Origin of the sequence: Bradyrhizobium sp. 186 (assembly GCF_023101685.1) — a bacterium.
In the GTDB taxonomy this organism is placed as follows: Bacteria; Pseudomonadota; Alphaproteobacteria; order Rhizobiales; family Xanthobacteraceae; genus Bradyrhizobium.
Window position 1 is genome coordinate 9,789,048 of sequence record NZ_CP082164.1, and the last position, 22,603, is coordinate 9,811,650.

19 protein-coding genes, 1 other RNA gene and 2 pseudogenes are annotated in these 22,603 nt (G+C 64.7%); 10 read left to right on the top strand and 12 right to left on the bottom strand.

The window, feature by feature from the left end:
* Positions 1-64: 64 nt before the first annotated feature.
* From IVB18_RS46810 to ffs, 6 genes and pseudogenes are all read right to left on the bottom strand, one after another.
* Positions 65-1,818: pseudogene (locus IVB18_RS46810) on the bottom strand (IS1634 family transposase).
* A 269-nt stretch (positions 1,819-2,087) separates the two neighbouring features.
* A pseudogene (locus tag IVB18_RS46815) lies at positions 2,088-2,538 on the bottom strand (hypothetical protein).
* A gap of 30 nt (positions 2,539-2,568) precedes the next feature.
* A complete protein-coding gene (recR, locus tag IVB18_RS46820; RefSeq protein WP_247991902.1) occupies positions 2,569-3,174 on the bottom strand; it encodes a recombination mediator RecR in 606 nt (201 codons plus the stop codon).
* On the bottom strand, positions 3,174-3,494 hold the full coding sequence (locus IVB18_RS46825; protein WP_247986799.1) for a YbaB/EbfC family nucleoid-associated protein: 321 nt from the start codon (positions 3,492-3,494) through the stop codon (positions 3,174-3,176). The genes recR and IVB18_RS46825 overlap by 1 nt, the downstream gene beginning before the upstream one ends.
* Positions 3,495-3,612: 118 nt before the next feature.
* Positions 3,613-5,451 (bottom strand): DNA polymerase III subunit gamma/tau, encoded by a 1,839-nt coding sequence (locus tag IVB18_RS46830; RefSeq protein WP_247986800.1) that lies wholly within the window; start codon positions 5,449-5,451, stop codon positions 3,613-3,615.
* 94 nt (positions 5,452-5,545) lie between these two features.
* Positions 5,546-5,642, bottom strand: an RNA gene (gene ffs, locus IVB18_RS46835) — signal recognition particle sRNA small type.
* Between the two features lie 193 nt (positions 5,643-5,835).
* Between ffs and IVB18_RS46840 the strand changes: the two genes are divergently transcribed.
* The 9 genes from IVB18_RS46840 to IVB18_RS46880 all read left to right on the top strand — a co-directional run bounded on the left by IVB18_RS46840 (position 5,836) and on the right by IVB18_RS46880 (position 13,425).
* Positions 5,836-6,690 carry a transporter substrate-binding domain-containing protein gene (locus IVB18_RS46840; protein WP_247986801.1) on the top strand — a complete coding sequence of 285 codons (855 nt, stop codon included), beginning with the start codon at positions 5,836-5,838 and terminating at the stop codon, positions 6,688-6,690.
* Positions 6,691-6,882: 192 nt separating this feature from the next.
* Complete coding sequence (locus tag IVB18_RS46845) at positions 6,883-7,545, top strand: amino acid ABC transporter permease (protein ID WP_247986802.1); 663 nt, start codon at positions 6,883-6,885, stop codon at positions 7,543-7,545.
* Positions 7,542-8,336 (top strand): amino acid ABC transporter ATP-binding protein, encoded by a 795-nt coding sequence (locus IVB18_RS46850; protein ID WP_247986803.1) that lies wholly within the window; start codon positions 7,542-7,544, stop codon positions 8,334-8,336. The genes IVB18_RS46845 and IVB18_RS46850 overlap by 4 nt, the downstream gene beginning before the upstream one ends.
* Positions 8,336-9,091, top strand: a complete 756-nt coding sequence (locus IVB18_RS46855) for an SDR family oxidoreductase (protein WP_247986804.1) — start codon at positions 8,336-8,338, stop codon at positions 9,089-9,091. The genes IVB18_RS46850 and IVB18_RS46855 overlap by 1 nt, the downstream gene beginning before the upstream one ends.
* Complete coding sequence (locus IVB18_RS46860) at positions 9,088-10,215, top strand: muconate cycloisomerase family protein (RefSeq protein ID WP_247986805.1); 1,128 nt, start codon at positions 9,088-9,090, stop codon at positions 10,213-10,215. Before IVB18_RS46855 ends, IVB18_RS46860 begins: the two co-directional genes overlap by 4 nt.
* A gap of 291 nt (positions 10,216-10,506) precedes the next feature.
* The gene (locus tag IVB18_RS46865; protein WP_247986806.1) at positions 10,507-10,926 is read left to right on the top strand and encodes an HIT family protein; all 420 of its coding nucleotides are present in this window, start codon (positions 10,507-10,509) and stop codon (positions 10,924-10,926) included.
* Positions 10,927-10,937: 11 nt separating this feature from the next.
* Positions 10,938-11,882 carry an NAD(+) diphosphatase gene (gene nudC / locus IVB18_RS46870; protein WP_247986807.1) on the top strand — a complete coding sequence of 315 codons (945 nt, stop codon included), beginning with the start codon at positions 10,938-10,940 and terminating at the stop codon, positions 11,880-11,882.
* Between the two features lie 12 nt (positions 11,883-11,894).
* Positions 11,895-12,848 (top strand): PfkB family carbohydrate kinase, encoded by a 954-nt coding sequence (locus tag IVB18_RS46875; protein ID WP_247986808.1) that lies wholly within the window; start codon positions 11,895-11,897, stop codon positions 12,846-12,848.
* Positions 12,849-12,915: 67 nt separating this feature from the next.
* Entirely contained in the window at positions 12,916-13,425 is a 510-nt protein-coding gene (locus IVB18_RS46880) for an Lrp/AsnC family transcriptional regulator (RefSeq protein WP_148751631.1), read from the top strand.
* A gap of 155 nt (positions 13,426-13,580) precedes the next feature.
* Here IVB18_RS46880 and IVB18_RS46885 read toward each other — a convergent pair whose 3' ends face one another.
* From IVB18_RS46885 to hrpB, 5 genes are all read right to left on the bottom strand, one after another.
* On the bottom strand, positions 13,581-15,080 hold the full coding sequence (locus IVB18_RS46885) for a phosphomannomutase/phosphoglucomutase (protein ID WP_247986809.1): 1,500 nt from the start codon (positions 15,078-15,080) through the stop codon (positions 13,581-13,583).
* 173 nt (positions 15,081-15,253) lie between these two features.
* The gene (locus IVB18_RS46890; RefSeq protein WP_247986810.1) at positions 15,254-15,607 is read right to left on the bottom strand and encodes a HepT-like ribonuclease domain-containing protein; all 354 of its coding nucleotides are present in this window, start codon (positions 15,605-15,607) and stop codon (positions 15,254-15,256) included.
* The gene (locus tag IVB18_RS46895; RefSeq protein ID WP_247986811.1) at positions 15,597-15,893 is read right to left on the bottom strand and encodes a nucleotidyltransferase family protein; all 297 of its coding nucleotides are present in this window, start codon (positions 15,891-15,893) and stop codon (positions 15,597-15,599) included. Before IVB18_RS46895 ends, IVB18_RS46890 begins: the two co-directional genes overlap by 11 nt.
* A gap of 62 nt (positions 15,894-15,955) precedes the next feature.
* Positions 15,956-16,468, bottom strand: a complete 513-nt coding sequence (locus IVB18_RS46900) for a TIGR02281 family clan AA aspartic protease (RefSeq protein WP_247986812.1) — start codon at positions 16,466-16,468, stop codon at positions 15,956-15,958.
* A 127-nt stretch (positions 16,469-16,595) separates the two neighbouring features.
* Positions 16,596-19,073 (bottom strand): ATP-dependent helicase HrpB, encoded by a 2,478-nt coding sequence (gene hrpB, locus IVB18_RS46905; protein WP_247986813.1) that lies wholly within the window; start codon positions 19,071-19,073, stop codon positions 16,596-16,598.
* 215 nt (positions 19,074-19,288) lie between these two features.
* On the opposite strand from hrpB, the gene IVB18_RS46910 reads away from it, so the two are divergent.
* Positions 19,289-21,013 carry an IS1634 family transposase gene (locus IVB18_RS46910; RefSeq protein ID WP_247983724.1) on the top strand — a complete coding sequence of 575 codons (1,725 nt, stop codon included), beginning with the start codon at positions 19,289-19,291 and terminating at the stop codon, positions 21,011-21,013.
* A 153-nt stretch (positions 21,014-21,166) separates the two neighbouring features.
* Here IVB18_RS46910 and IVB18_RS46915 read toward each other — a convergent pair whose 3' ends face one another.
* Positions 21,167-22,483 carry a UDP-glucose/GDP-mannose dehydrogenase family protein gene (locus IVB18_RS46915; RefSeq protein ID WP_247986814.1) on the bottom strand — a complete coding sequence of 439 codons (1,317 nt, stop codon included), beginning with the start codon at positions 22,481-22,483 and terminating at the stop codon, positions 21,167-21,169.
* Positions 22,484-22,603 lie beyond the last annotated feature (120 nt).

Consider the following 22,603-nt stretch of genomic DNA (forward strand, 5'->3'; position numbering starts at 1 on the left):
TTTTCGCTTGGGAAGTGTGCAAGGGATTGATCCGACTCGATAAGTTGACGGTCGGTGTTTTCAATTACTGGACACGCAGCGGGTCAAGATCGAGCAGCTTGAACGCGGCCTCCTGGACGGAGGTTGGTGTGGAATGGAGCATGAAGCGATGCTTGGTGTGAAGGGGCACGCGCATCGTGTTTCGGACCAGCGTGCCGAGATGGGCGATGAGCGCATCGAAGCTCATGACGTGATGGCCGTCGGCTGATCGCTTTGTTGCCTTCTTGGCCTTCGCCGCCTCAGATGGTTCGGTCTTGGCGACGGGAGAGGTCCGTTCTCCCCGGGCGGCCTCAAGGTCGGTGTCGTGGAACAACAGCGGCGCCAAGGCTTCTCGCAGGTGCCATTCGACGTGATAGGCCAGCATGCACAGGAAGACATGGGCCCGCACGTGCTGTGCCGTCCAGTGGCGGATCGGCCGTATTTCGAGATCGATGGTTTTCATGGACCGGAAGCTGCGTTCGACTCGCGACAGGTCCTTGTAGGCCTGAACCGCCTCTGCAGCGTCGAGATGCCCAGCGGGTATGCTGGTTCGGATGACGTAGATGCCGTCGAGGCGAGCCTCTTCCTCGATCTGCTCGATCCGTCGCTGCCATGAGAGATAGCCATCGGCCACTTCGACGTCGAAGTGCTTGGCCATCTTCTTGCGGTCCAAAACCGCACCAACCGCGATGCCGATCTGGGCGGAACTGCGCAACGCAGAGTGTTTGCGCTGGACCTGCGCTTGAACGCGGGCAAGTTCGTGCTCGGTCGCGGCCAGCAGATCCTCGCGTTTGCGCGCTCGTTCGGCTGCCAGATCGCGATTGCGACAGACGATCAGCCGCTCGCCTGGGAACAGGTCAGGGGCGCTGATTTCGGCGAGATCGCGGTCATCGAACAGCGACAGCTGCAGCGGCCCGTTCTCCGCCGCCAAAGCCTGGATCGCCGGCGCGCGCAGGCAGGTGATCCAATCGACGCCCGCCGGCTTGAGATCATCGCGGATGCGTGCCGAGGTGATCATTCCCCGATCCCCGACCAACACCATACGGCTGATCCCGAAGCGATCCTTGATCTTTTGGACTTGAGAACTCAGCGTCTTCGGATCGGCCGTGTTGCCGTCGAAGACTTCAACCGCAATCGGCAGCCCCTCACGCGTACAGAGCAGCCCGTAGACAATCTGCGGCCGGTCGCCCCGGTGATCGCGGCTATGGCCATAGCGCGCCAGCGGACAGCAGCGGCCCTCAAAGTAGGACGAGCTGACGTCGTAGAGCACCAGCACGCCGTCCTGGAGATGTCGCCGCGCCAAGCCGGTCTCGATCCGCGCCTGGCGCTCGACCAGCCAATCGAGCGCCTCATAGGCCTCGCGCTCCTTCACCTTGCCCAGGCGCAGAACCGATCCGAGGCTGGAGATTGCCGTCTCCTGATCCACCGCCCGTACAAAGCCAAGCTTCGAGCGTGGCGCAATCAACCGATCAACGATCATGGCTACCAGTAATGGCGTCGCGATGCCTCATCCTTCGTCGTGCTTAAAATCAGCCGATCCAGTGCAATTCTGCGGATCGTCCCGAGCGCCGCTGCAACATGGCCGTGAGGCAGTGAGCGCTCGATTTGAATCTCGTCCGGTCCGGTGCCAATCACCGTGCCGCCCTTGAGCAGAGCCTTCAGTCCGCCAATCAAATCCACCGGCAGCTTGCTCAGATTGGCCAAGGTCCGCTTCTGCGCGCGGCCATGCTCGTCGCGATACGCCTCCCGCAACAGCACCGCAGGCGGCGAGCCTCGATTGGGAATCGTCTCGATGAACATTCCCAAATCGAATCACATCTCGACTGATTTGGGAATCCCCGTTACATGGATACAAACTGCAAACTACTCTCCGCCCATCCGCCCGAAAGGATTCGTCTTTCAGGTCAAACCAAGCGCAAACTTCGGTTTAGTCACCGCTCGCTGTCATGCCCCGCGAAAGCGGGGCATCCAGTATTCCAGAGACAGTTGTGATTTACCGAGAAGCCGCGGCGTACTGGGTCGCCCGGTCGAGCCGGGCGACGACACCGAATTAATCTCGCGGCCTCTCCCTACTGCTTCTTGATGATGCTCCACTTCGTGATCACGGCTTCGCTCATCTGGCCGGCATCGCTGGCGCAGGCGACTTCGTCGACCTTGACCGAGATTTCCTTGCCGGCGAACGTCTTCAACTGCGCGGCCTGCGCATCGCCATTGGGGACGAGCTGGGACGAGCTGGAAGGTCTCGGGGCCGGTCTCGAGATTGCACAGCCCGTTCGGCGGCGGCAGGCGGCGCGGCTCGGAGGTGATCTGGTAGGTCGCAACCCTCTTGCCGCCGTTCTTGACGTCGCGCACTTTCATCGCGTTCAGCTCGCCCGACAGCACGTCGCCGGTGTTGATCGGCTTGCCGGGCTTGGGCGGCGGCGGAGCCGCCTCGTCGCCCTGCTGCGCGGAGATGGCCGGTGTTGCCAGCATCGTCACCGTCGCAACCAAAGCCAGTCGAGTGGCGAATCGTTTCGTCATGTCGTCCGTTCCGTGGGGTCTGTAGGAGTGCTAGAACAGGGTCCGCTGCCGCATCGCGGCCGATAGCGTACCTTCATCGAGATAATCAAGCTCGCCGCCGACCGGCACGCCGTGGGCGAGCCGCGTGATCTTGACGTTGGCGTCCTGAAGCAGGTCGGTGATGTAATGCGCCGTGGTCTGGCCGTCGACCGTCGCATTCAGCGCCAGGATGACTTCGAGCACCTGCGCTTCATGCGCGCGCGCGACCAGCGCGTCGATGGTGAGATCCTGCGGGCCGACGCCGTCGAGCGGCGACAACGTCGCGCCGAGCACGTGGTAACGACCTTGAGTCGCATTGGCCCGCTCCAGCGCCCAGAGATCGGCGACATCGGCGACGACGACGATGATCGAGGGATCCCGTCGCGGATCGGTGCAGACCGTGCAGGGACTTTGCGTATCGATATTGCCGCAGGTCTTGCACACCTGCACCTTTTCGAGCGCGACCTGCAAGGCACCCGACAGCGGCATCATCAGCGCCTCGCGCTTCTTGATCAAATGCAAGGCCGCGCGCCGCGCGGAGCGCGGACCGAGGCCCGGCAGCCGTGCGAGAAGCTGGACCAGCCGCTCGATTTCGGGACCTGCAACCGCGCCCATTATTACTGGCCGAACAACCCCGGCGGCAGGCTGAGCCCGCCGGTAAGCGCCTGCATCTTTTCCTGCATGGCCGTCTCCGCCTTGCGGCGGGCGTCACTGAGCGCGGTGACGAGCAGGTCTTCCAGCACCTCGCGCTCTTCCGGCTTCATCAGCGAGGGGTCGATCTTGACGCCCTTCACGTCCATCTTCGCGGTCATGCGCACCGCGACGAGGCCGCCGCCGGAGGTGCCCTCGACCTCGACATTGCCGAGTTCGTCCTGCATCGCCTGCATCTTGGATTGCAGTTGCGCCGCCTGCTTCATCATGCCGAGAAAATCAGCCATCGGTGCGTGTCCTTGGAAAGATGGACTCTAAGGCGCCATGAATCGTCATCGCGCCTTAGCATATTGTTTGCGCATGATCTTATCGGAAAACCGCTTCGCACTTTTCCGGATCATGCTCCTAGAGATCGTCGCCGTCGGAACCGTCGGGCGGATCGTCACTGCCATAGTCGGCATTAATATTGGATACCGGCGCCTCGGGGGCAAGTCTGCGGACCTCGACGACCTTCGCCCCGGGGAAGCGCGATAGCACCTCCTGCACGCGCGGATCGGCCTCGGCGGTACGCGCATGCTCCTGCTTGGCGGCCTGGTTGACCGAGCGCAGCGTCGGCTGGCCCTGCTCGTTGGAGACGATCACGGTCCAGCGGCGGCCGGTCCAGAGCTCGAACTTGCGCGCGAGTTCGGTGATCATGGTCTTGGAGGCGTTCGGCTCGAGCGCGACTTCCAGCCGGCCCTCCTCGAAACGGACGAGGCGCATGTCGCCTTCGAGCGCCGCCTTGGTCATGATATCGCGCTTCTGGCCGGCGAGCGCGACAAGCTGGGTGAAGCTCGTGACGCGCAGTGCCGGCGCGGCAGTTTGCGGATCTGGCGCGGGCGCCGCCATCTGCGGCCGAGCGCCGCCCCCGAACGATGACGGCGACGAGGTTGGCGCGCGAACAGGCGCGGCGGAGGCAACCGGCGAAGCCGGCGCGCTGCGCGCTGCACTGCCGCCGCTCACGACCGGCGAACCGCCGCCGTTCTGCTCCAGCATCCTGAGCGCTTCGTCCGGCGTCGGCAGATCCGCGACATAGGCGATGCGCACCAGCACCATTTCGGCGGCAGCCGCCGGGCGCGTCGCGGCCTGCACCTCGGTGATGCCCTTGAGCAGCATCTGCCACATCCGCGACAGCACGCGCATCGAGATTTTCGAGGCAAAGTCGCGCGCGCGCAGCCGCTCGGTCTCGCCATAGGCGACGTTGTCGGCGGTCGCCGGCACGATCTTCACGCGGGTGACGAAGTTGACGAATTCCGCGAGGTCCGAGAGCACGACAATCGGATCGGCGCCGACGTCGTACTGGTCGCGGAACTCCTTGAATGCGGCGGCGATGTCGCCGCGCGCCAGCGAATCGAACAGATCGATGACGCGGGTGCGGTCGGCGAGCCCGAGCATCTGCCTGACGGCATCGGCCTTCACTGTGCCTGCCGCATGCGCGATCGCCTGGTCGAGCAGCGACAGCGAATCGCGCACGGAACCTTCGGCGGCGCGCGCGATGATGCCGAGCGCTTCCGGCTCGATCTCGACGCTTTCCTTCGCAGCGATATTGGCAAGGTGCTTCATCAGCACGTCGGCCTCGACCCGGCGGAGGTCGAAGCGCTGGCAGCGCGACAGCACGGTCACCGGAACCTTGCGGATCTCGGTGGTCGCGAACACGAATTTTGCGTGCTCCGGCGGTTCCTCCAGCGTCTTCAGGAAGGCGTTGAACGCCGCCGTCGACAGCATGTGGACTTCGTCGATGATGTAGACCTTGTAGCGGGCGCTGGCCGGCGCGTAGCGCACGCTGTCATTGATCTGGCGGACATCGTCAACGCCGGTATGCGACGCGGCGTCCATCTCCAGCACGTCCATGTGCCGGCTTTCCATGATCGCCTGGCAATGCACGCCCAGTGTCGGCATGTGGACGGTTGGCCCCTTCACCGAGCCGTCCGGCATCTCGTAGTTGAGCGCACGGGCGAGAATGCGCGCGGTAGTGGTCTTGCCGACTCCGCGGACGCCGGTGAGAATCCAAGCCTGCGGAATGCGTCCGGTTTCGAACGCATTGGAGACGGTGCGGACCACGGCCTCCTGGCCGATCAGATCGTCGAAGCTGGAGGGGCGGTATTTGCGTGCCAGCACCCGGTAGGGTGTGCCCGGCTGGGCGCCGAGCGCAAAACCGGCGTGGCTGGCGCTATCGGAATTGGAAGGGGCGCCAGCGTCGGTCATCGGTCGATCCGCAATGGAATGTCTTTCGGCCGGCTTTTGCGGAAAGGGGCGCGCTGGCGGTTTTGCCGCCGGCGCAATTCGCTCGAAAAAACAGGTAGGAGACTGACGAGCGACCCGATCCTGACCTCGTTAGGGCTGCTTCCTTCCGGACCTGACCCGGTTGGCGAGTGGCTCGTCCACCGCCAATCTCCCGGTCCCTATTTGGGGCCAAAGGGGCCGGAAAGCAAGCGGGTATCACCTTGAACGGGCTGGACTTAGCTCTGGCTTGCCCAGCATCCGGGCAATTCCCGGTCTGCCCAGCCGATAGGCTGTGCTTTCACTGCCGGGAGTGCCTTGGTATGAACACTGCCGGAACTCCATCCAACAGAAAAGCGATTGATCCCAATGGTTACACGTCGTGATGTTGCATCGATTGTCGGACTTGGCGCTATTGGCGCAGCGACCGCGGGCGCGCTGGTGTCCCCGGCCGTGGCCCAAGCGGCCGATCCGAACGAATCGACCTTTGCCCGCATCCGCCGCACCAAGAAGATGCGGATCGGCGCGGTCGGCGGCGGCGCGCCCTACTACATGAAGGACCTCGCCAGCGGCCAGTGGAAGGGCTTTTACGTCGACATCGCCAAGGCGCTTGCCGACGACATGGAGGCCGAGCTCGACATCACCGAGACCACTTGGGGCAATTCGGTGCTCGATCTCCAGGCCAACAAGATCGACATCTTCTTCGGCCTCAACCCGACCCCGAAACGCGCGCTGGTGGTCGATTTCTCGGTGCCGGTCTTCAACAACGCCTTCGGCATTCTCTGCAAGAAGGACTTCAAGCCGAAGAGCTGGGCGGAGCTGAACTCGCCCGACGTCAAGATCGCCGTCGACCAGGGTTCGTCCCACGACCAGGTCGTCAGCCGCCTGACGCCGAAGGCGCAGATCACCCGGCTGAAGAGCGCCGACGACGCCACCGCCGCGCTCCAGACCGGCCGCGTCGACGCACAGTGCCTGATCACCATGCTGTCGCTGACCGTCCTGAAGAAGAACCCCTCGCTCGGCCAGTTTGTGCTGCCGACGCCGATCTTCGCCACAACGTCGAATGCCGGCTTCCGCCGCGAGACCGACAAGACCTGGCGCGACTACGTCAACACCTGGATCGACTTCAACAAGGGCCTCGGTTTCATCCGCAACGCGATCATCACCAATATGGAGCTGGTGGGCGTGACCGAAGCGGACATTCCGCCGGGCGTGTCGCTGTAAGGTGTGATGAGTTTGGGTCGAACTCAGTCCGCGCGCTCCGCTCTGCTCCCTCTCCCGCCTGCGGGAGAGGGTTGGGGTGAGGGTAGCTCCGCAGGCGAGGCTCCCCAAGAGGATAAAACCCTCACCCGCATCGCATCTTCGATGCGATACGACCTCCCCCGCAAGCGGGGGAGGTAAAGCAAGAAAGCACGCATGTATCAGTGGGACTTCGGCATCCTCTGGAGCTATCGCTGGCTCTTCCTCAACGGGCTTGGCGTCACCGTCGGCTTCACCGTGGTCATCGTCGTGCTCGGGCTCGTCTTCGGATTGTTCGGCGCGTTCGGCACCCTGTCGCGCTTTAGAGCGGTGCGCCTGATCGCGCTCACCTTCATCGAGGCGTTCCGCTGCACGCCGATCCTGGTGCAGCTGATCTGGTTCTATTACGCGCTGCCGATTCTCGCCGGTGTCGAGATGACTCCGATCACGGCGTCGGCGCTGGCGCTCTCGCTCTATGGCGGCTCGTTCTATTCGGAGATCATCCGCGGCGGCATCGTCTCGATCGACAACGGGCAGTCGGAAGCCGGCGCCGCGCTCGGCATGACGCCGGGCCAGGCCATGCGGCGCATCGTGCTGCCGCAGGCGATCAAGCGCATGATCCCCGCGCTGATGAACCAGTCGATCATCCAGTTCAAGAACACCTCGCTGGTCTCGGTGCTGGCGGTGCCTGATCTGGTCTATCAGAGCCAGGTCGCCGCCCATGACAGCTACCGGCCGCTCGAAACCTACACGGCCGTTGCGGTCGCCTATGCGGCGATCCTGATTCCCCTGACCATCATCGTCCGCCGTGGCGAGAAGCGACTGGCGGGCAGCGAATGAGCGAGACATCCAAGATCGAGATCCGGAGCTTGCGCAAGAGTTTTGGCAGCAACGAGGTCTTGAAGAACATCAGCCTCGACGTCGCCAAGGGCGGCGTGGTGGCGCTGATCGGCCCGTCGGGCTCGGGCAAGTCGACGCTGCTTCGCTGCATCAATCTCCTGGTCGTGCCCGACGGCGGCAGTGTCCGGGTCGGCGATACGCGCTTTGCGTTCGGTGAGGGCGCGAAGCTGCCTGATGTGAAGACGCTGGCAAAATTCCGCGCCACCACCGGCATGGTGTTCCAGCACTTCAACCTGTTCCCACACATGACGACGCTGCAGAACGTGATGGAGGGCCCCGTCACGGTGCGGCGCATGGCCAAGGCGGACGCCGAGAAGCTCGCGCGCGCGCAGCTTGCCAAGGTCGGCCTTGCGGAGAAGGCCGACCAATATCCGGCGACGCTCTCGGGCGGACAGAAGCAGCGCGTCGCGATCGCGCGGGCGCTCGCCATGGAGCCGGACGTGATGCTGTTCGACGAGGCAACCTCGGCGCTCGATCCCGAGCTGGTCGGAGAGGTGCTTAGCGTCATGCAGCGGTTGGCGTCGGAGGGCATGACGATGGTGATCGTGACCCACGAAATCGCCTTCGCCCGCGAGGTCGCCGACCGCCTCATCTTCATGCGCGACGGCGTCGTCGTCGAGGAAGGTCCGGCGCGGCAGGTGATCGACAATCCGCAGCAGGCCGCGACGCGCGCCTTCCTCAGCCATTTCCACCGCACCGGCGCACTGCCGCCGGCCAACGCAGCAACGTGATGCCTGATATCAACCGTGCCTATCTCGTCACCGGCGCCGCCAGCGGCATCGGCCGCGCCACCGCAAAATTGCTCGCGGCCCCTGGCACCGCACTCCTGCTGCACACGCGGTCGAACGCAGCCGGCCTCGATGCCACCGCGGCGGAGGCCGAAGCGCAAGGTGCCGTGGTGGCAAAATGCCTCGGCGATCTCGCCGAGGAGGCCGCAGCCGCCGATGCCATCGCCGCCGCGCATGTCGCCTTCGGCGGGCTCGATGGATTGATCCTGGTTGGCGGCCATGCCCGCCGAGGCAGTGCGATCGGCACGCCAGCGGACGAATTCCGCCGCGCGATGGATGAGTCGGCACTGGCTTTCACACGGCTGGTCGAGGCCGCGCTTCCACTGTTGCGCGCAGGGCATGACGCACGGATCGTCGCGGTATCGTCCTTCGTGGCGCACGCGATCCGGCCAGAGTTCGCGCCGTTCGCGGCGACGGCAGCGAGCCGTTCCGCGCTCGAAGCGCTGGTGCGCCTCACCGCGGTCGAACTTGCCAGGGACGGCATCACCGTCAACGCGGTCGCGCCCGGCCTCATCGTCAAGGACAAGCCGAGCGAGAGCAGGCTGTCGCCCGAGCAGATCGCCGCGACCGAAGCGCTGATCCCGATGAACCGCCGCGGGCGGCCGGAGGAAGTGGCGGAAATCATCGCCTTCCTGGCGTCGCCGAAAGCGTCCTACGTCACCGGCCAGGTCTGGCACGTCAATGGAGGCCTGACATGACCGAAGCGACCGTCGAACGTATCAGGCTGTTCCTGATCGAGAGCCCGATCAAGATGGCGCGCCTCCAGGGCGTCGGCAACGTCAAGGGCACGGTCAAACGCGTGCTGATCGAGCTCACGTCGAGCGACGGCGTGATCGGCTGGGGCGAGGCGGCGCCGTGGGAGGTCTTTACGGGAACGCCGGAAGCGGCGTTCTCCGCGCTCGACATCTATTTGCGGCCGATCGTGCTCGGCAAACCCGTACGCCGCATTCGCGCGCTGATGGCCGAGCTCGACCGCGCGCTGGTCGGACACGCCGAAGCAAAAGTCGCGATCGAGATGGCGCTGCTCGACATCGTCGGGAAGTCGTCGGGGCTTTCGGTTGCCGATTTGCTCGGCGGCCGCGTGCGCGACACGATCCCACTGTCGTTCTCGATCGCCGATCCCGATTTCGCCGCCGATCTGGAGCGCATGCGGAAGATGGTTCCGGACGGAAACGTCATCTACAAGGTCAAAACCGGCGTGAAGCCGCATCGCGAGGATCTCGATCACCTCGAAGCGATCCGAAAGGAATTCGGCGACAAGGTCGACCTTCGCGTCGACTATAACCAGGCCTTAGCGCCGTTCGGCGCCATCAAGATCTTGCGCGAGGTCGAGCAGTTCGCGCCGACCTTCATCGAGCAACCGGTGCCGCGCAAATATCTCGATGTCATGGCGCAGCTCACCGCGGCGCTTGAAACGCCCGTGCTCGCCGACGAAAGCTGTTTCGACCGCCGCGACATGATGGAGGTGGTGCGCCGCGAGGCGGCGGACGCCGTGTCGATCAAGCTGATGAAGGCCGGCGGCCTGTTCGAGGCGCAGGCGATCATGGCGATCGCCGACATCGCCGGCCTGCCCGGCTATGGCGGCACGCTGTGGGAGGGCGGCATTGGCCTTGCCGCCGGCACGCAGCTGATCGCGGCGACGCCGGGCATCTCGCTCGGCTGCGAATTCTACATGCCGCATCATGTGCTGACCGAGGACGTGCTCGAAGAGCGCGTCGCCAACCGCGGCGGTCATGTCGTGGTGCCCGACGGCCCCGGCCTCGGCATCCGCGTCAGCGAAGCCTCGATCCGCGCCAATGCGCGCGTGCTGGCGGAGGCGTAAGACGTGGAAGCGTAGCCGCCAGCAGCGCCACAAACTCACTCGTCGTCCCGGGCAAGCGTAAGCGCAGACCCGGGACCCATATCCACAGGGAGGAGTTGTCGCGTAAGCGGGTAACCGCGAGTCTTCGCAAAATGTGATCCTGTGGCTATGGGTCCCGGATCGGCGCTCCGCTTGTCCGGGACGACGATCGAGTATGCAGCCGCCGCGGAGCCTTATCCTTCCCCTGGCGGACTCGGTGTCGTATGGTCCGAGCAAACAAGCCCGACCCCATCGGGCCATCCGGAAACCTTCATGCCCGATCCCGTCTGGACGCTGCACTCCCGCCTGAAAGAGGACACCATCGACATCGGCGACCTGCCGCTGTCGAAGGTGCTTGTCATCAAGGACGCGCATTATCCGTGGCTGCTGCTGGTGCCGCGGCGCACGGACGCGGTCGAGATCATCGATCTCGACGAGGTCCAGCAGGCGCAGTTGATGACCGAGATCTCGCGCGTCTCGCGCGCGCTGAAGGAGATCACCAAATGCGACAAGCTCAATGTCGCCGCTCTCGGCAATTTGGTGCCGCAGCTTCACGTCCACATCATCGCACGCCGCACCGGTGACGCCGCCTGGCCGCGGCCGGTCTGGGGCGTGATGCAACCGCTGGCGCACGATGCCACGGAGGTGCAGAATTTCATCAGCGCGCTTCGCCGCAAGATCTGGTTGGGTTGAAAGAACAAGAAATGTCAGCATTCGACTCGTTTCCGCTGGGGCAGCCGGCCTTCGTCACCAGCATCCTCGATCGCGCCGCGCATCTGCGCCGTAACGACGAAAAGCTGTTCGCGATGGAGCAGAACCCGTCGTCTCGCGCCTATGTCGTCCACCGCGACTCGCTGCTGGTGAAGCACGAGGGCGAGCGCGCACGCGCAATGCTGTCGATCGACGAAGCGCTGAAATGCGGCGCCAATCCCGGCACGATCTTCCTAGGCTTGCGCGACGGCGCCGCGGTGTTCGGCATGGGCCTGTCGCAGGCTGCCGCCGAGAAGCTGGTCGGTCGCGAGGACTACAGCCTCACCGAACTGCGCGGCATGGCGATGCAGGGCGCGATCGCGCCGCAGGAGCTCTCGGCGGTCGCGATGGCGAAGTCGATGGTGAGCTGGCACCAGCGCCACGGCTATTGCGCCAATTGCGGCACCCGCAGCGCGATGAAAGAAGGCGGCTGGAAGCGCGATTGCCCGAGCTGCAAGGCCGAGCACTTTCCGCGCACCGATCCGGTCGTGATCATGCTGGTCGCTTCGGGCGAGAAGTGCCTGCTCGGCCGCCAGAAGCAATTTCCGCCGGGCATGTATTCGTGCCTCGCCGGCTTCGTCGAGGCCGCCGAGACGATCGAGGACGCAGTGCGCCGCGAGATCCTCGAAGAGTCCGGCATCCGCTGCACCGACGTGCAGTACTACATGACCCAGCCCTGGCCCTATCCGTCGTCGCTGATGATCGGCTGTAGCGCACGCGCGCTGAACGAGGACATCGTCGTCGATCACTCGGAGCTGGAGGATGCGCGCTGGTTCACGCGCGACGAGGCAGCCCTGATGCTGATGCGGACCCATCCGGATGGGCTCGCCGGCCCGCATCCCTTCGCCATCGCCCATCATCTGCTCGGCCGCTGGGTGCACGACAAGAACGGCGCTTGAGCTGAACCGCCGATGGCTGCGTCAGGGACTGCGCCGCGCATCCTCTGCATCGGCATTCCCGTGCGCGACCTCACATTTCGCGTCGAGGCCGTGCCTGAACGCGGCAGCAAGGCCAACGCCAGCCATCTGGCGGATATCTGCGGCGGCAATGCGCTCAACGCCGCGATCGCCATCGCGCGGCTCGGCGGCCGCGTCTCGTTCGCCGGACCGATGGGCGATACCGGCGAGACATCGAGCGGTTTCCTTCTCGAGCGGATGGCCGCCGAGGGCATCGAGACCACGCATATCGTGCGCATGCCTGGTCTGACGACGCCGGTGTCGGCGATCATGATCGAGCCTTCCGGCGAACGGACGCTCACCATCTATCGCGATCCGGCTCCATGGAGCGTGAAGCTGCCTGATGCCGACGAACTGCTCACCGATTGCCAGGCAGTGCTCGTCGAGAGCCGTTGTGCTGCGTTCTGCACCGACCTCTGCGCCGAAGCACGCCGGCGCGGCGTTCCCGTCGTCGTCGGCGTCGACCGCGCGATGTTATTGCAGGACGGGCTACTCACGGCCGCATCGCATCTGCTGTTCGCCAGCGAACAGGTGCAGGAGACCGCGGGCGTGGCCGACGATGGAGAGGCATTGAAGCGCCTCGCGACGCTGACGCCGGCCTTCCTGGCCGCCACCCGCGGCCCGCGCGGCACGATCTGGCTGAACGAGGCGGGCGAACTGAAGGAGACGCCGGCCTTCCCGATCGAGGCCGTGGATACGCTCGGCGCCGGGGACGTTTTCCAAGGCGCCTTTACGCTTTGCCTCGCCGAAGGCAGCGATGTGCAGGAGGCGCTGCAATTCGCCGCGGCTGCGGCAGCGCTGAAATGCACCCGTCATGGCGGCGGCATGGCCGCCCCGCAACGCCTTGAAGTTGAAGTGTTTTTGCGAGAACGCCCGCAGCTCAGCCCGAGCCGGTCGCCGAGATTATAGGCTTGCGATAGAAGATTTTTCTCTATATGAGGGAAACAAGCCCTCATAATGGAACAAAGTTCTTCAAATGACTGACCTCGCCGTCCAGCTCCCCGAGACCAGCCGCCGCCTCGACGCCATCGATCGCAAGATCCTGATGGTGCTCCAGGACGATGCCTCTCTGTCCGTTGCCGAGATCGGCGACCGGGTCGGACTGTCCTCCACGCCCTGCTGGAAGCGCATCCAGCGCCTGGAGGCCGACGGCGTGATCCTGAAGCGGGTCGCGCTGGTCGACCAGAACAAGATCGGGCTCGGCATCTCCGTGTTCGTCTCGGTGGAAAGCTCCGACCATTCCGATGCCTGGCTCAAAAAATTCGCCGAGGCCGTCAGCGCGATGCCGGAGGTGATGGAATTCTATCGCATGGCCGGCGACGTCGATTACATGCTGCGCGTCGTGGTCGCGGACATGCAGGCCTATGACATCTTCTACAAGAAGCTGATCAGCGCCGTGCCGCTGAAGAACGTCACCTCGCGCTTCGCGATGGAGAAGATCAAGTCGGTCACCGCGCTGCCGATCCCGGCGGTGGTGGCGGCTTAAGGTTCGCGTCTCGCCACCGAGAAGGTGTCATCGCCCGGCCGGGCGATCCAGTACGCCGCGGCTCCTCCGCTCAATCGCAACCGTCTCTGGAATACTGGATCACCCGCTTTCGCGGGTGATGACGGCGGTCATGCGGCAAGCACGCGCCCGCCACCTCAGATCCTCTGATTGTACTCGCCGACTTGCGGGTGCGTGCGCAGCACGCTGTCCACCATCTCGAACATGTCGCGCATGCGCTGCTCGGAGACCGGGCTCTCGACGACAACGACGAGCTCGGGCTTGTTGGAGGAGGCGCGCACCAGGCCCCAGCTTCCATCCTCGACCGTGACGCGCACACCGTTGACGGTGACGAGATCGCGGATCGATTGTCCGCCGATCATCGCACCCTTCGCCTGCAAGCCTTCAAAGTGCTTCACCACGGCATCGATGACGCCGTATTTGACCTCGTCGGCGCAATGCGGCGACATGGTCGGCGACGACCAGGTCTTCGGCAGCGCGTCCTTCAAATCTGCCATCGATTTGCCGGGCGCGCGGTCGAGCATATCGCAGATCGCGATCGCCGAGACCAGGCCGTCGTCATAGCCGCGGCCGTACGGCTTGTTGAAGAAGAAGTGGCCCGACTTCTCGAAGCCGGCAAGCGCGCCCATCTCGTTGGTGCGGCGCTTCATGTAGGAATGGCCGGTCTTCCAATAGGCGGTCTTCGCGCCCTGCTTTTGCAGGACGGGATCGGTGACGAACAGGCCGGTCGACTTCACGTCGACGATGAACTGCGCATCCTTGTGGATCGCCGACATGTCACGCGCCAGCATCACGCCGACCTTGTCGGCAAAAATCTCCTCGCCGGTGTTGTCGACAACGCCGCAGCGGTCGCCGTCACCGTCGAAGCCCAAGCCCACATCGGCCTTGTGCTGCAGCACGGCGTCGCGGATTGCGTGCAGCATCTCCATGTCTTCCGGATTCGGATTGTATTTCGGGAAAGTGTAGTCGAGCTCGGTGTCGAGCGGGATCACTTCGCAGCCGATCGCCTCCAGCACCTGCGGCGCGAACGCACCGGCCGTGCCGTTGCCGCAGGCCGCGACGACCTTGAGCTTGCGCTTCAGCTTCGGACGGCTGGTGAGATCGGCGATGTAGCGCGCCGGATAGTTCTCGTGGAATTGGTAGGAGCCGCCTGCCTTGTTCTTGAACTCGGCGTTGAGCACGATCTGCTTCAGCCGCGTCATCTCGTCGGGGCCGAACGTCAGCGGACGGTTGGCGCCCATCTTCACGCCGGTCCAGCCATTGTCGTTGTGCGAGGCCGTGACCATGGCGCAGCAGGGCACGTCGAGGTCGAACTGCGCGAAATAGGCCATCGGCGTTACCGCAAGCCCGATGTCGTGTACCTTGCAGCCGGCGGCCATCAGGCCGGAGATCAGCGCATATTTGATCGAGGCCGAATAGCCGCGGAAATCATGGCCGGTGACGATCTCCTGGCTGACGCCGAGCTCTGTAATCAGCGCGCCCAGCCCCATGCCGAGCGCCTGTATCCCCATCAGGTTGATTTCCTTGTTGAAGAGCCAGCGTGCGTCGTATTCGCGAAAGCCGGTCGCCTTCACCATGGGCTCGGATTCGAAGGCATAGGTGTTGGGCAGCAGTACGGATTTCGGCTTGGGGAACATTGAGAAGGTCTCGTGAAAAAGAGCCAGGATTTGATGCAGCCTTAGCGAATGCCGGGCCGCAGCGGAAGGCGGGAATGGCAGCTTATGGATGATAATTGCGGCAGTTTGGCAACGGAGAAACGCTACTGGGGAAAGACCGAGACAGGGCGGCTGAGCAGGCAACCGGGCCTTGCCTAGCCGGCTCCTTGGAGACGCGCAATCTCCTCTTCGACGACCGCCCTGAGGGGTGGAAGGGCCTGTCGAACGGTCTCCCACACAAAATGTGCCGCGACATCCTCGTAGTTGTGGCGATAGACGTTGCCGGCCGCCGCCATCTGCTTCCACGTGATCGTCGGATGTCTCGCCTTCAAATCGTCCGGAAGACGGCGCGATGCTTCAGAGATAATCTCAAGGCAGCGTGTAACCGCATAGACGGACCGCAAATCCGCTTTAAAGGCATCGCGGCTGAGGCCTGCGGCGAACTCAGTCGCCAAATCGATGTGGTGCAAAATATCCTGAAGCGCCCCGTCTGTACGATCAGAAGGCATAAACGGCGTTTTCCGTCGCAGCAGGGGCGACGTATGATTTCAGGCTGTCGCGGTTGACGACGTCAACCGGTCCATCGAAAAGATTGGCGATATATTCCTTCAGTTCGACATAGTCGAAGAGCGTAATCTGCGCGTCCGGGTCAACCTCGATCATGATGTCGATATCGCTGCCGTCGTGGTTTTCATTCCGGGCCACAGAGCCGAACAACGCAGCATGCAAGACGCCCCGCTCGCGCAGGGCAGGCTCGGACTGTCGCAGGATCGCAATCGCATCGGGGCTGTTCATCGGCGGACTATAGCATGCCGGCCGCCCCGGCGGGAGGTCTCACCACGCCGCTCCAAAACCGCTTACTGCTCCAGCACCATCTGGCCGTTGGCGTATTCGAAGCGCTTCAGGCGGGACAGGAAGGAGAGGCCGAGCAGGTTCTCCGACAGCGCCTCGTCCGGCAGCACCATGGCGTCGACATCGCGCACGACAAGGCCGCCGACATCGAGCATGGCGATGCGGGCGCGGGCGGCCTTGATGGTGCCATTGGCGGTCGAGACGGTGGCATTGTACTCGCTGCGCGAGGGGCGCAGTCCAAAGCGTGCCGCCGAGGTCTCGTTGAGCGCCACCACGGAGGCACCGGTGTCGATCATGAAGCCGATGCGCTGGCCGTCGATCCGGCCTTCGGCCTGGAAATGGCCGCGGCCGTCGCGGGAAATGCTGAGGCTGCGCCCGCCGGCCGGCGCCATCGCCGCGACTGCGACCGTCGTGCGCGGTGCTAACGTCGCGGAGGCGGAGCTCATCCTGTCCGCCATCTGCGCCATGAAGGTGCCCAGCCCAATCATGATGGCCGCGAAGATCATAATGTTACGCATCACACCACTCGGAGCCGAAAGCTCGATTTCACCACGCGACGGGCCTGTCCGCGAGCGAAGCCGCGGACAGGCCCGTGTCATTTTGACGAAAAGGATGAGCGAACGGTTAATACGCCTTCGTGACTTCTCAGGTCCCGCGCGGCTTGACCCGCCGGGTCGGCAGCGCGTTCGCCGGATCCTCCGGCCAGGGATGGCGCGGGTAGCGGCCGCGCAGGTCGGAGCGAACCGCGCTGTAACTGCCGCGCCAAAAGCCGGGGAGATCGCGCGTCACCTGCACCGGGCGCTGCGCCGGAGACAGCAGCTCCAGCACCAACGGCACCTTGCCGGCGGCGATCGACGGGTGGCTGTTGAGGCCGAACAATTCCTGCAGCCGCACCGCGATGGTCGGTCCCTGCTCGGCCTCATAATCGATCGCGAGCATGGTGCCGGTCGGCGCCTCGAAATGGGTCGGCGCCTCGCGCTCGAGCCGCGCGCGCATCTCCCACGGCAACAGCACCATCAGCGCATCGGAGAGATCGCCGGCCGAGATATCCTTCAGCGCGATCTTGTCGTAGAGCGCCGGCACCAGCCAATCGTCGCTGCGCGCGGTCAGCCCGTCGTCCGACAAATCGGGCCAGCCTTCGCCCTCGGCCTTGCGCAAAAACATCACCCGGTCGCGCCATTGCCTGGCCGCTTTCGACCAGGGCAACCGGTCGAGCCCCACGGCGATCAGGCCGTCGGCGAAGATGCGTGCGGTCTCTTCCGAGGGCGACAGCGCGAGCGTGGCTTCGGACAGCGTGATCGCGTGCAGCGCGCGCTTTCGCCGCGCGCGCAGCGCCATTGCACCGCAATCGAACGACACCTCGTCGACGGTTTCGATGTGCTCGGCGAAATGCCGCTCGATATCGTCCTGCGTGATCGGCGCGGCGAGCAAAATGCGCCCGCTGGCCGCCGTCCCTGTCATCTCACCGATCGCGATGTAGGGCGCGCGGGCGAGCGACGAGGTCTGTTCGACAGCCGCGCCGCGGCCGTTGGCGAGCACGAAGCTGCCATTGCCGCGATTGCGCGCGACGCGGTCCGGGAAGGCGTAGGCGAGCATCAGGCCGGTGGAGAGATCGCTCTCCTCGGGCTTTGCCTTCTCAGATGCGGCCACCTGCGAAGCCCAGCGCCGCGCCAGGTCACGCGCACTCGACGCGCGCGGCGAGCGGTCGCGGCGGAACTGGTCGCGCCTGTGCTCGAGATCGGCGCCGTCGCCGCCGAGCCCGCGCTCGGTGAGGATGGCGGCGATCTCGGCGGCGGCTTCGCCCGCGCCTGCGCGATGCGAATCCACGATCATGCGCGCAAGCCGTGGCGGCAGCGCCAGTGCGCGCAGGCTCTTGCCCTCCGCGGTGATGCGACCGTCGCCATCGAGCGCGTTGAGCTCAGCCAAAAGGCTCTTGGCTTCCTTCCAGGCCGGCTGAGGCGGCGGGTCGAGGAACGACAGCGCCGCCGGATCGGCGACACCCCATTGCGCGAGATCGAGCACCAGCGAGGACAGATCGGCGCTGAGGATTTCCGGCTGGGTGTAGGGCGCAAGCGACGCCGTCTGCGGTTCGTCCCAGAGCCGGTAGCAGATTCCGGGCTCGGTACGTCCGGCGCGGCCGCGACGCTGATCCGCTGCGGCGCGCGAGGCACGGACGGTCTCGAGCCGCGTCAGTCCGATATCCGGCTCATAGCGCGGCACGCGGGCGAGACCGGAATCGACCACGATGCGCACGCCTTCGATCGTCAGCGAGGTCTCCGCGATCGAGGTTGCCAGCACCACCTTGCGGATACCCTTCGGGGCCGGCGCGATGGCGCGATCCTGCACGGCGGGATCGAGCGCGCCGAACAACGGCACGATCTCGATGGAAACATCCTGCACGCGCTCGGCGAGGAAATTCTGGGTACGGCGAATTTCGGTGGCCCCTGGCAGGAACGCCAGCACGGACCCCGCATCGGCGCGCAGGGCCGAGGTGATCGCATCCGCCATCTGCCGTTCCACCTGCGCGTCCGCCTTGCGGCCGAGATAGCGCGTTTCGACAGGAAACGCGCGACCCTCGCTTTCAACGACAGGCGCCTCGCCGAGCAGCTTTGCGACGCGCGCGCCATCGAGCGTTGCCGACATCACGAGGATGCGGAGATCCTCGCGCAGGCCCAATTGCGCGTCGCGCGCCAGCGCCAGGCCGAGATCGGCGTCGAGCGAGCGCTCATGGAACTCGTCGAACAGGACGGCGGCAATGCCCGAGAGCTCGGGATCGTCGAGAATCTGGCGGGTGAAGATGCCTTCCGTCACCACCTCGATGCGCGTCGCGCGCGATATCTTCGAGCCGAAGCGGACGCGATAGCCGACGGTTTCTCCGGCGCGCTGGCCGAGCGATTTTGCCATGCGATCGGCGCTGGCCCGCGCAGCGATGCGCCGCGGCTCCAGCACGATGATCTTTTTGCCGGCAGCCCAAGGCGCATCCAGCAGCGCGAGCGGCACCCGCGTGGTCTTGCCGGCGCCCGGCGGCGCTACCAGCACTGCGGCATTATGCGCCTCCAGCGTGCGCGAGAGATCGTCGAGCACGGCGTCGATCGGCAGGGGCGTGTCGAAGCTGCGGGGCAAGGCCTATCCATTCGTCATGTCCGGGCAAAAGCGCGAAGCGCGTCTTCGCACAAAAGTCCCGGGCATCCACGTCTTTAGACTAAACCGAACTTCCCCTCGGGATTTTTGTTAGAGCGTTGAGAGGATTTGAGAAGTTTGGATCGGGCTGATTTTGTAGGCATGTAAATGATGATTTTTGGCTTGCGAATGGCAGGTTTCCGTGATTCGATTCCGGCATGTTCGTCGCCCGCATTCCCAACCGCAACTCGCCGCCCGCGATCCTGTTGCGCGAGAGCTATCGCGAGGGCGACAAGATCAAGTCGCGCACGCTGGCCAACCTGTCGCATTGGCCGGATGAGAAGATCGATGCGCTGCGCCGCGTCCTGAAAGGCGAGGAGCTGGTCTCGCCGGCCGAGCAACTGCGGATCGAGCGCTCGCTGCCGCACGGCCACGTGGCCGCGGTGCTCGGCATGGCGCGCCAGCTCGGACTGCATCGCCTTGTCCCGGACAAGCCCAGACGGTTGGCCAGGCTGGCTTTGGCCTTGATCGTGGCACGGGTGATCGAACCGGCCGCCAAGCTGGCCACGGCGCGCCAGCTCAGCGAGGCGACGGCGGCGCATTCGCTGGGCGAACTGCTCGATCTCAGCGCCGTCGACGAGGACGAGCTTTACGAAGCGCTCGACCTGCTCGGCACGGCCCAACCGGGGATCGAGGCGACGCTCGCCAAGCGCCATCTGCATGACGGCTCGCTGGTGCTCTACGATCTCACCTCCAGCTATCTGGAGGGGCGACATTGCGAATTGGCGCGGCATGGTTACAGCCGCGACGGTCGTTCCGACAAGCTGCAGATCGTGTTCGGCTTGCTGTGCGCCGCCGACGGCTGCCCGGTGGCGGTGGAGGTGTTCGAAGGTAACACCGCCGACCCGAGCACGCTGGCCGCGCAAGTCGACAAACTGAAGGCCCGCTTCAAGCTGTCGCGTGTGGTACTGGTCGGCGATCGCGGCATGATCACCAGCGCCCGTATCGAAGCCGATCTGATGCCGGCCGGGCTCGATTGGATCACCGCTCTGCGGGCGCCGGCGATCCGCAAGCTCGCCGAGGACGGCGGCCCGCTGCAATTGTCGCTGTTCGACGATCGCGATATGGCCGAGATCACGTCCCCCGACTTCCCCGGCGAGCGCCTGATCGTGTGCCGCAACCCGGATCTGGCCGACGAGCGTCGGCGCAAGCGCGGCGAGTTGCTGGCGGCGACCGAGAAGGATCTCGCCCGCGTCAAGGCCGCCGTGCAGCGTCAGCGCAACCCCTTGCGCGGCGAGGATGAGATCGGTCTGAAGGTCGGCGCCGTGCTGGGCAAGCGTAAGATGGCCAAGCACTTCCACCTCGCCATCACCGACACTTCGTTCGACTTCAGTCGGATCGAGGATGCCATCGCCAACGAAGCGTCGCTCGACGGCTTCTATGTGCTACGGACCAACGTGCCGGCCGAGAACCTCGACACCGCCGCCACGGTGCGTGCCTACAAGAGCCTGGCCCAGGTCGAACGCGCCTTCCGCACCATCAAGACCGTCGAACTGGAGGTGCGCCCGATCCACCATCGCCTCGCTGGCCGCGTGCGCGCCCACGTCTTCCTCTGCATGCTCGCTTATTACATCGTCTGGCACATGCGCCGCGCGCTGGCCCCGATCCTGTTCGACGATCACGACCGCGAGGCCGCCGACGCCGCGCGCGTCTCGCCCGTCGCCAAGGCCAGAGTCTCGGCCGCGGCCAGAACCAAGGCTAATCGCAAGCACACCCACGATGGCCGGCCCGTGCACAGCTTTCGAACGCTGTTGCAGGATCTCGCCACGCTCACACGCAACATCGTTCGCATCGGTCAGGACGCCCCGGCCGCTATGCTCACAAGTCCAACCCCACTACAACAAGACGTCTTCAATCGGCTCGGCATTCCTATCGCCCCATAATGTAGGCAGACGCGCCGTCACGCCCGCTGGAATTACACGCCAGCTCAAATGCTTACGTCGCTACTCAAGGGGAAGTTCGGACTAAAAAACAGACGTGGATGGCCGGGACAAGCCCGGCCATGACGGTTTCGGTCAACAACTAATGTGTGGCGATCAGCCCTGCACCGGCGGCCGGCCGATGCTCTCGTAGACGAAACCGGCGGCAGCCATGTCTTCGGGGCGGTAGATGTTGCGGAGGTCGACGATGATCGGCTGCGTCATGGTCGCTTTCAGCCGGTCGAGATCGAGCGCGCGGAACTGCACCCATTCGGTAACGATGACCAGCGCATCGGCGCCTTGCGCGCAGGAATAGGCATCCTCGCAATAGGTGATGCTGGGCAGCTCCTGCTTGGCCTGCTCCATGCCGACCGGATCGAAGGCCTTTACCTTCGCGCCCATGTCGAGCAGGCCGGTGACCAGCGGAATCGACGGCGCATCGCGCATGTCGTCGGTGTCGGGCTTGAAGGTGAGGCCGAGCACGGCGATGGTCTTGCCGCGTAGCGAGCCGCCGAGCGCCTGACTCACTTTCCGCGCCATCGCGCGCTTGCGGTTCTCGTTGACCGCCAGCACGGATTCGACGATGCGCAAGCTGACATCATAGTCCTGCGCGATCTTGATCAGCGCCTTGGTGTCCTTCGGGAAGCAGGAGCCGCCGAAGCCCGGGCCGGCATGCAGGAATTTCGTGCCGATACGGTTGTCGAGGCCGATGCCGCGCGCGACCTCCTGCACGTTGGCGCCGACTTTCTCGGCAAGGTCGGCGATCTCGTTGATGAAGGTGATCTTGGTCGCGAGGAACGCGTTCGCGGCGTATTTGATCATCTCGGCGGTGCGGCGCTCCGTGAACATCAGCGGCGCCTGGTTCAGCGACAGCGGCCGATAGACGTCGCCCATCACCTTGCGGCCGCGCTCGTCGGAGGTGCCGACCACGACACGATCGGGATATTTGAAGTCGCGGATCGCGGCGCCCTCGCGCAGGAATTCGGGATTGGAGGCGACCACGACGTCGACTAACGGATTGGTCTCGCGGATGATGCGCTCGACCTCGTCGCCGGTGCCGACCGGAACGGTCGACTTTGTCACCACGACAGTGAAGCCGGACAGCGATTGCGCGATCTCGCGCGCGGCGGCGTAGACGTAGGAAAGATCGGCGTGACCATCACCACGACGCGACGGCGTACCGACCGCGATGAACACCGCGTCGGCATCCGCGACCGGCTTGGACAGGTCGGTGGTGAAGTCCAGCCGCTTGGCCTTGACGTTGGTCGCGACCAGCTCGTCGAGCCCGGGCTCGTAGATCGGGATCTCGCCGCGATGGAGTGCCGCGATCTTCTTCTCGTCCTTGTCGACGCAGGTGACGTCGTGACCGAAATCCGCAAAGCAGGCTCCGGACACCAGTCCCACATAGCCCGTGCCGATCATTGCGATTCGCATGAAAAAACCTGTCTGCCTTGGTTAACGAAACCCCAACTCAGGGCGTTTTAGCATTTTCCCGAGGTGAGGGAACAGTGCGCACGCAAAAACCGGCACAGGAATTGTACCGGTAAAGAAATC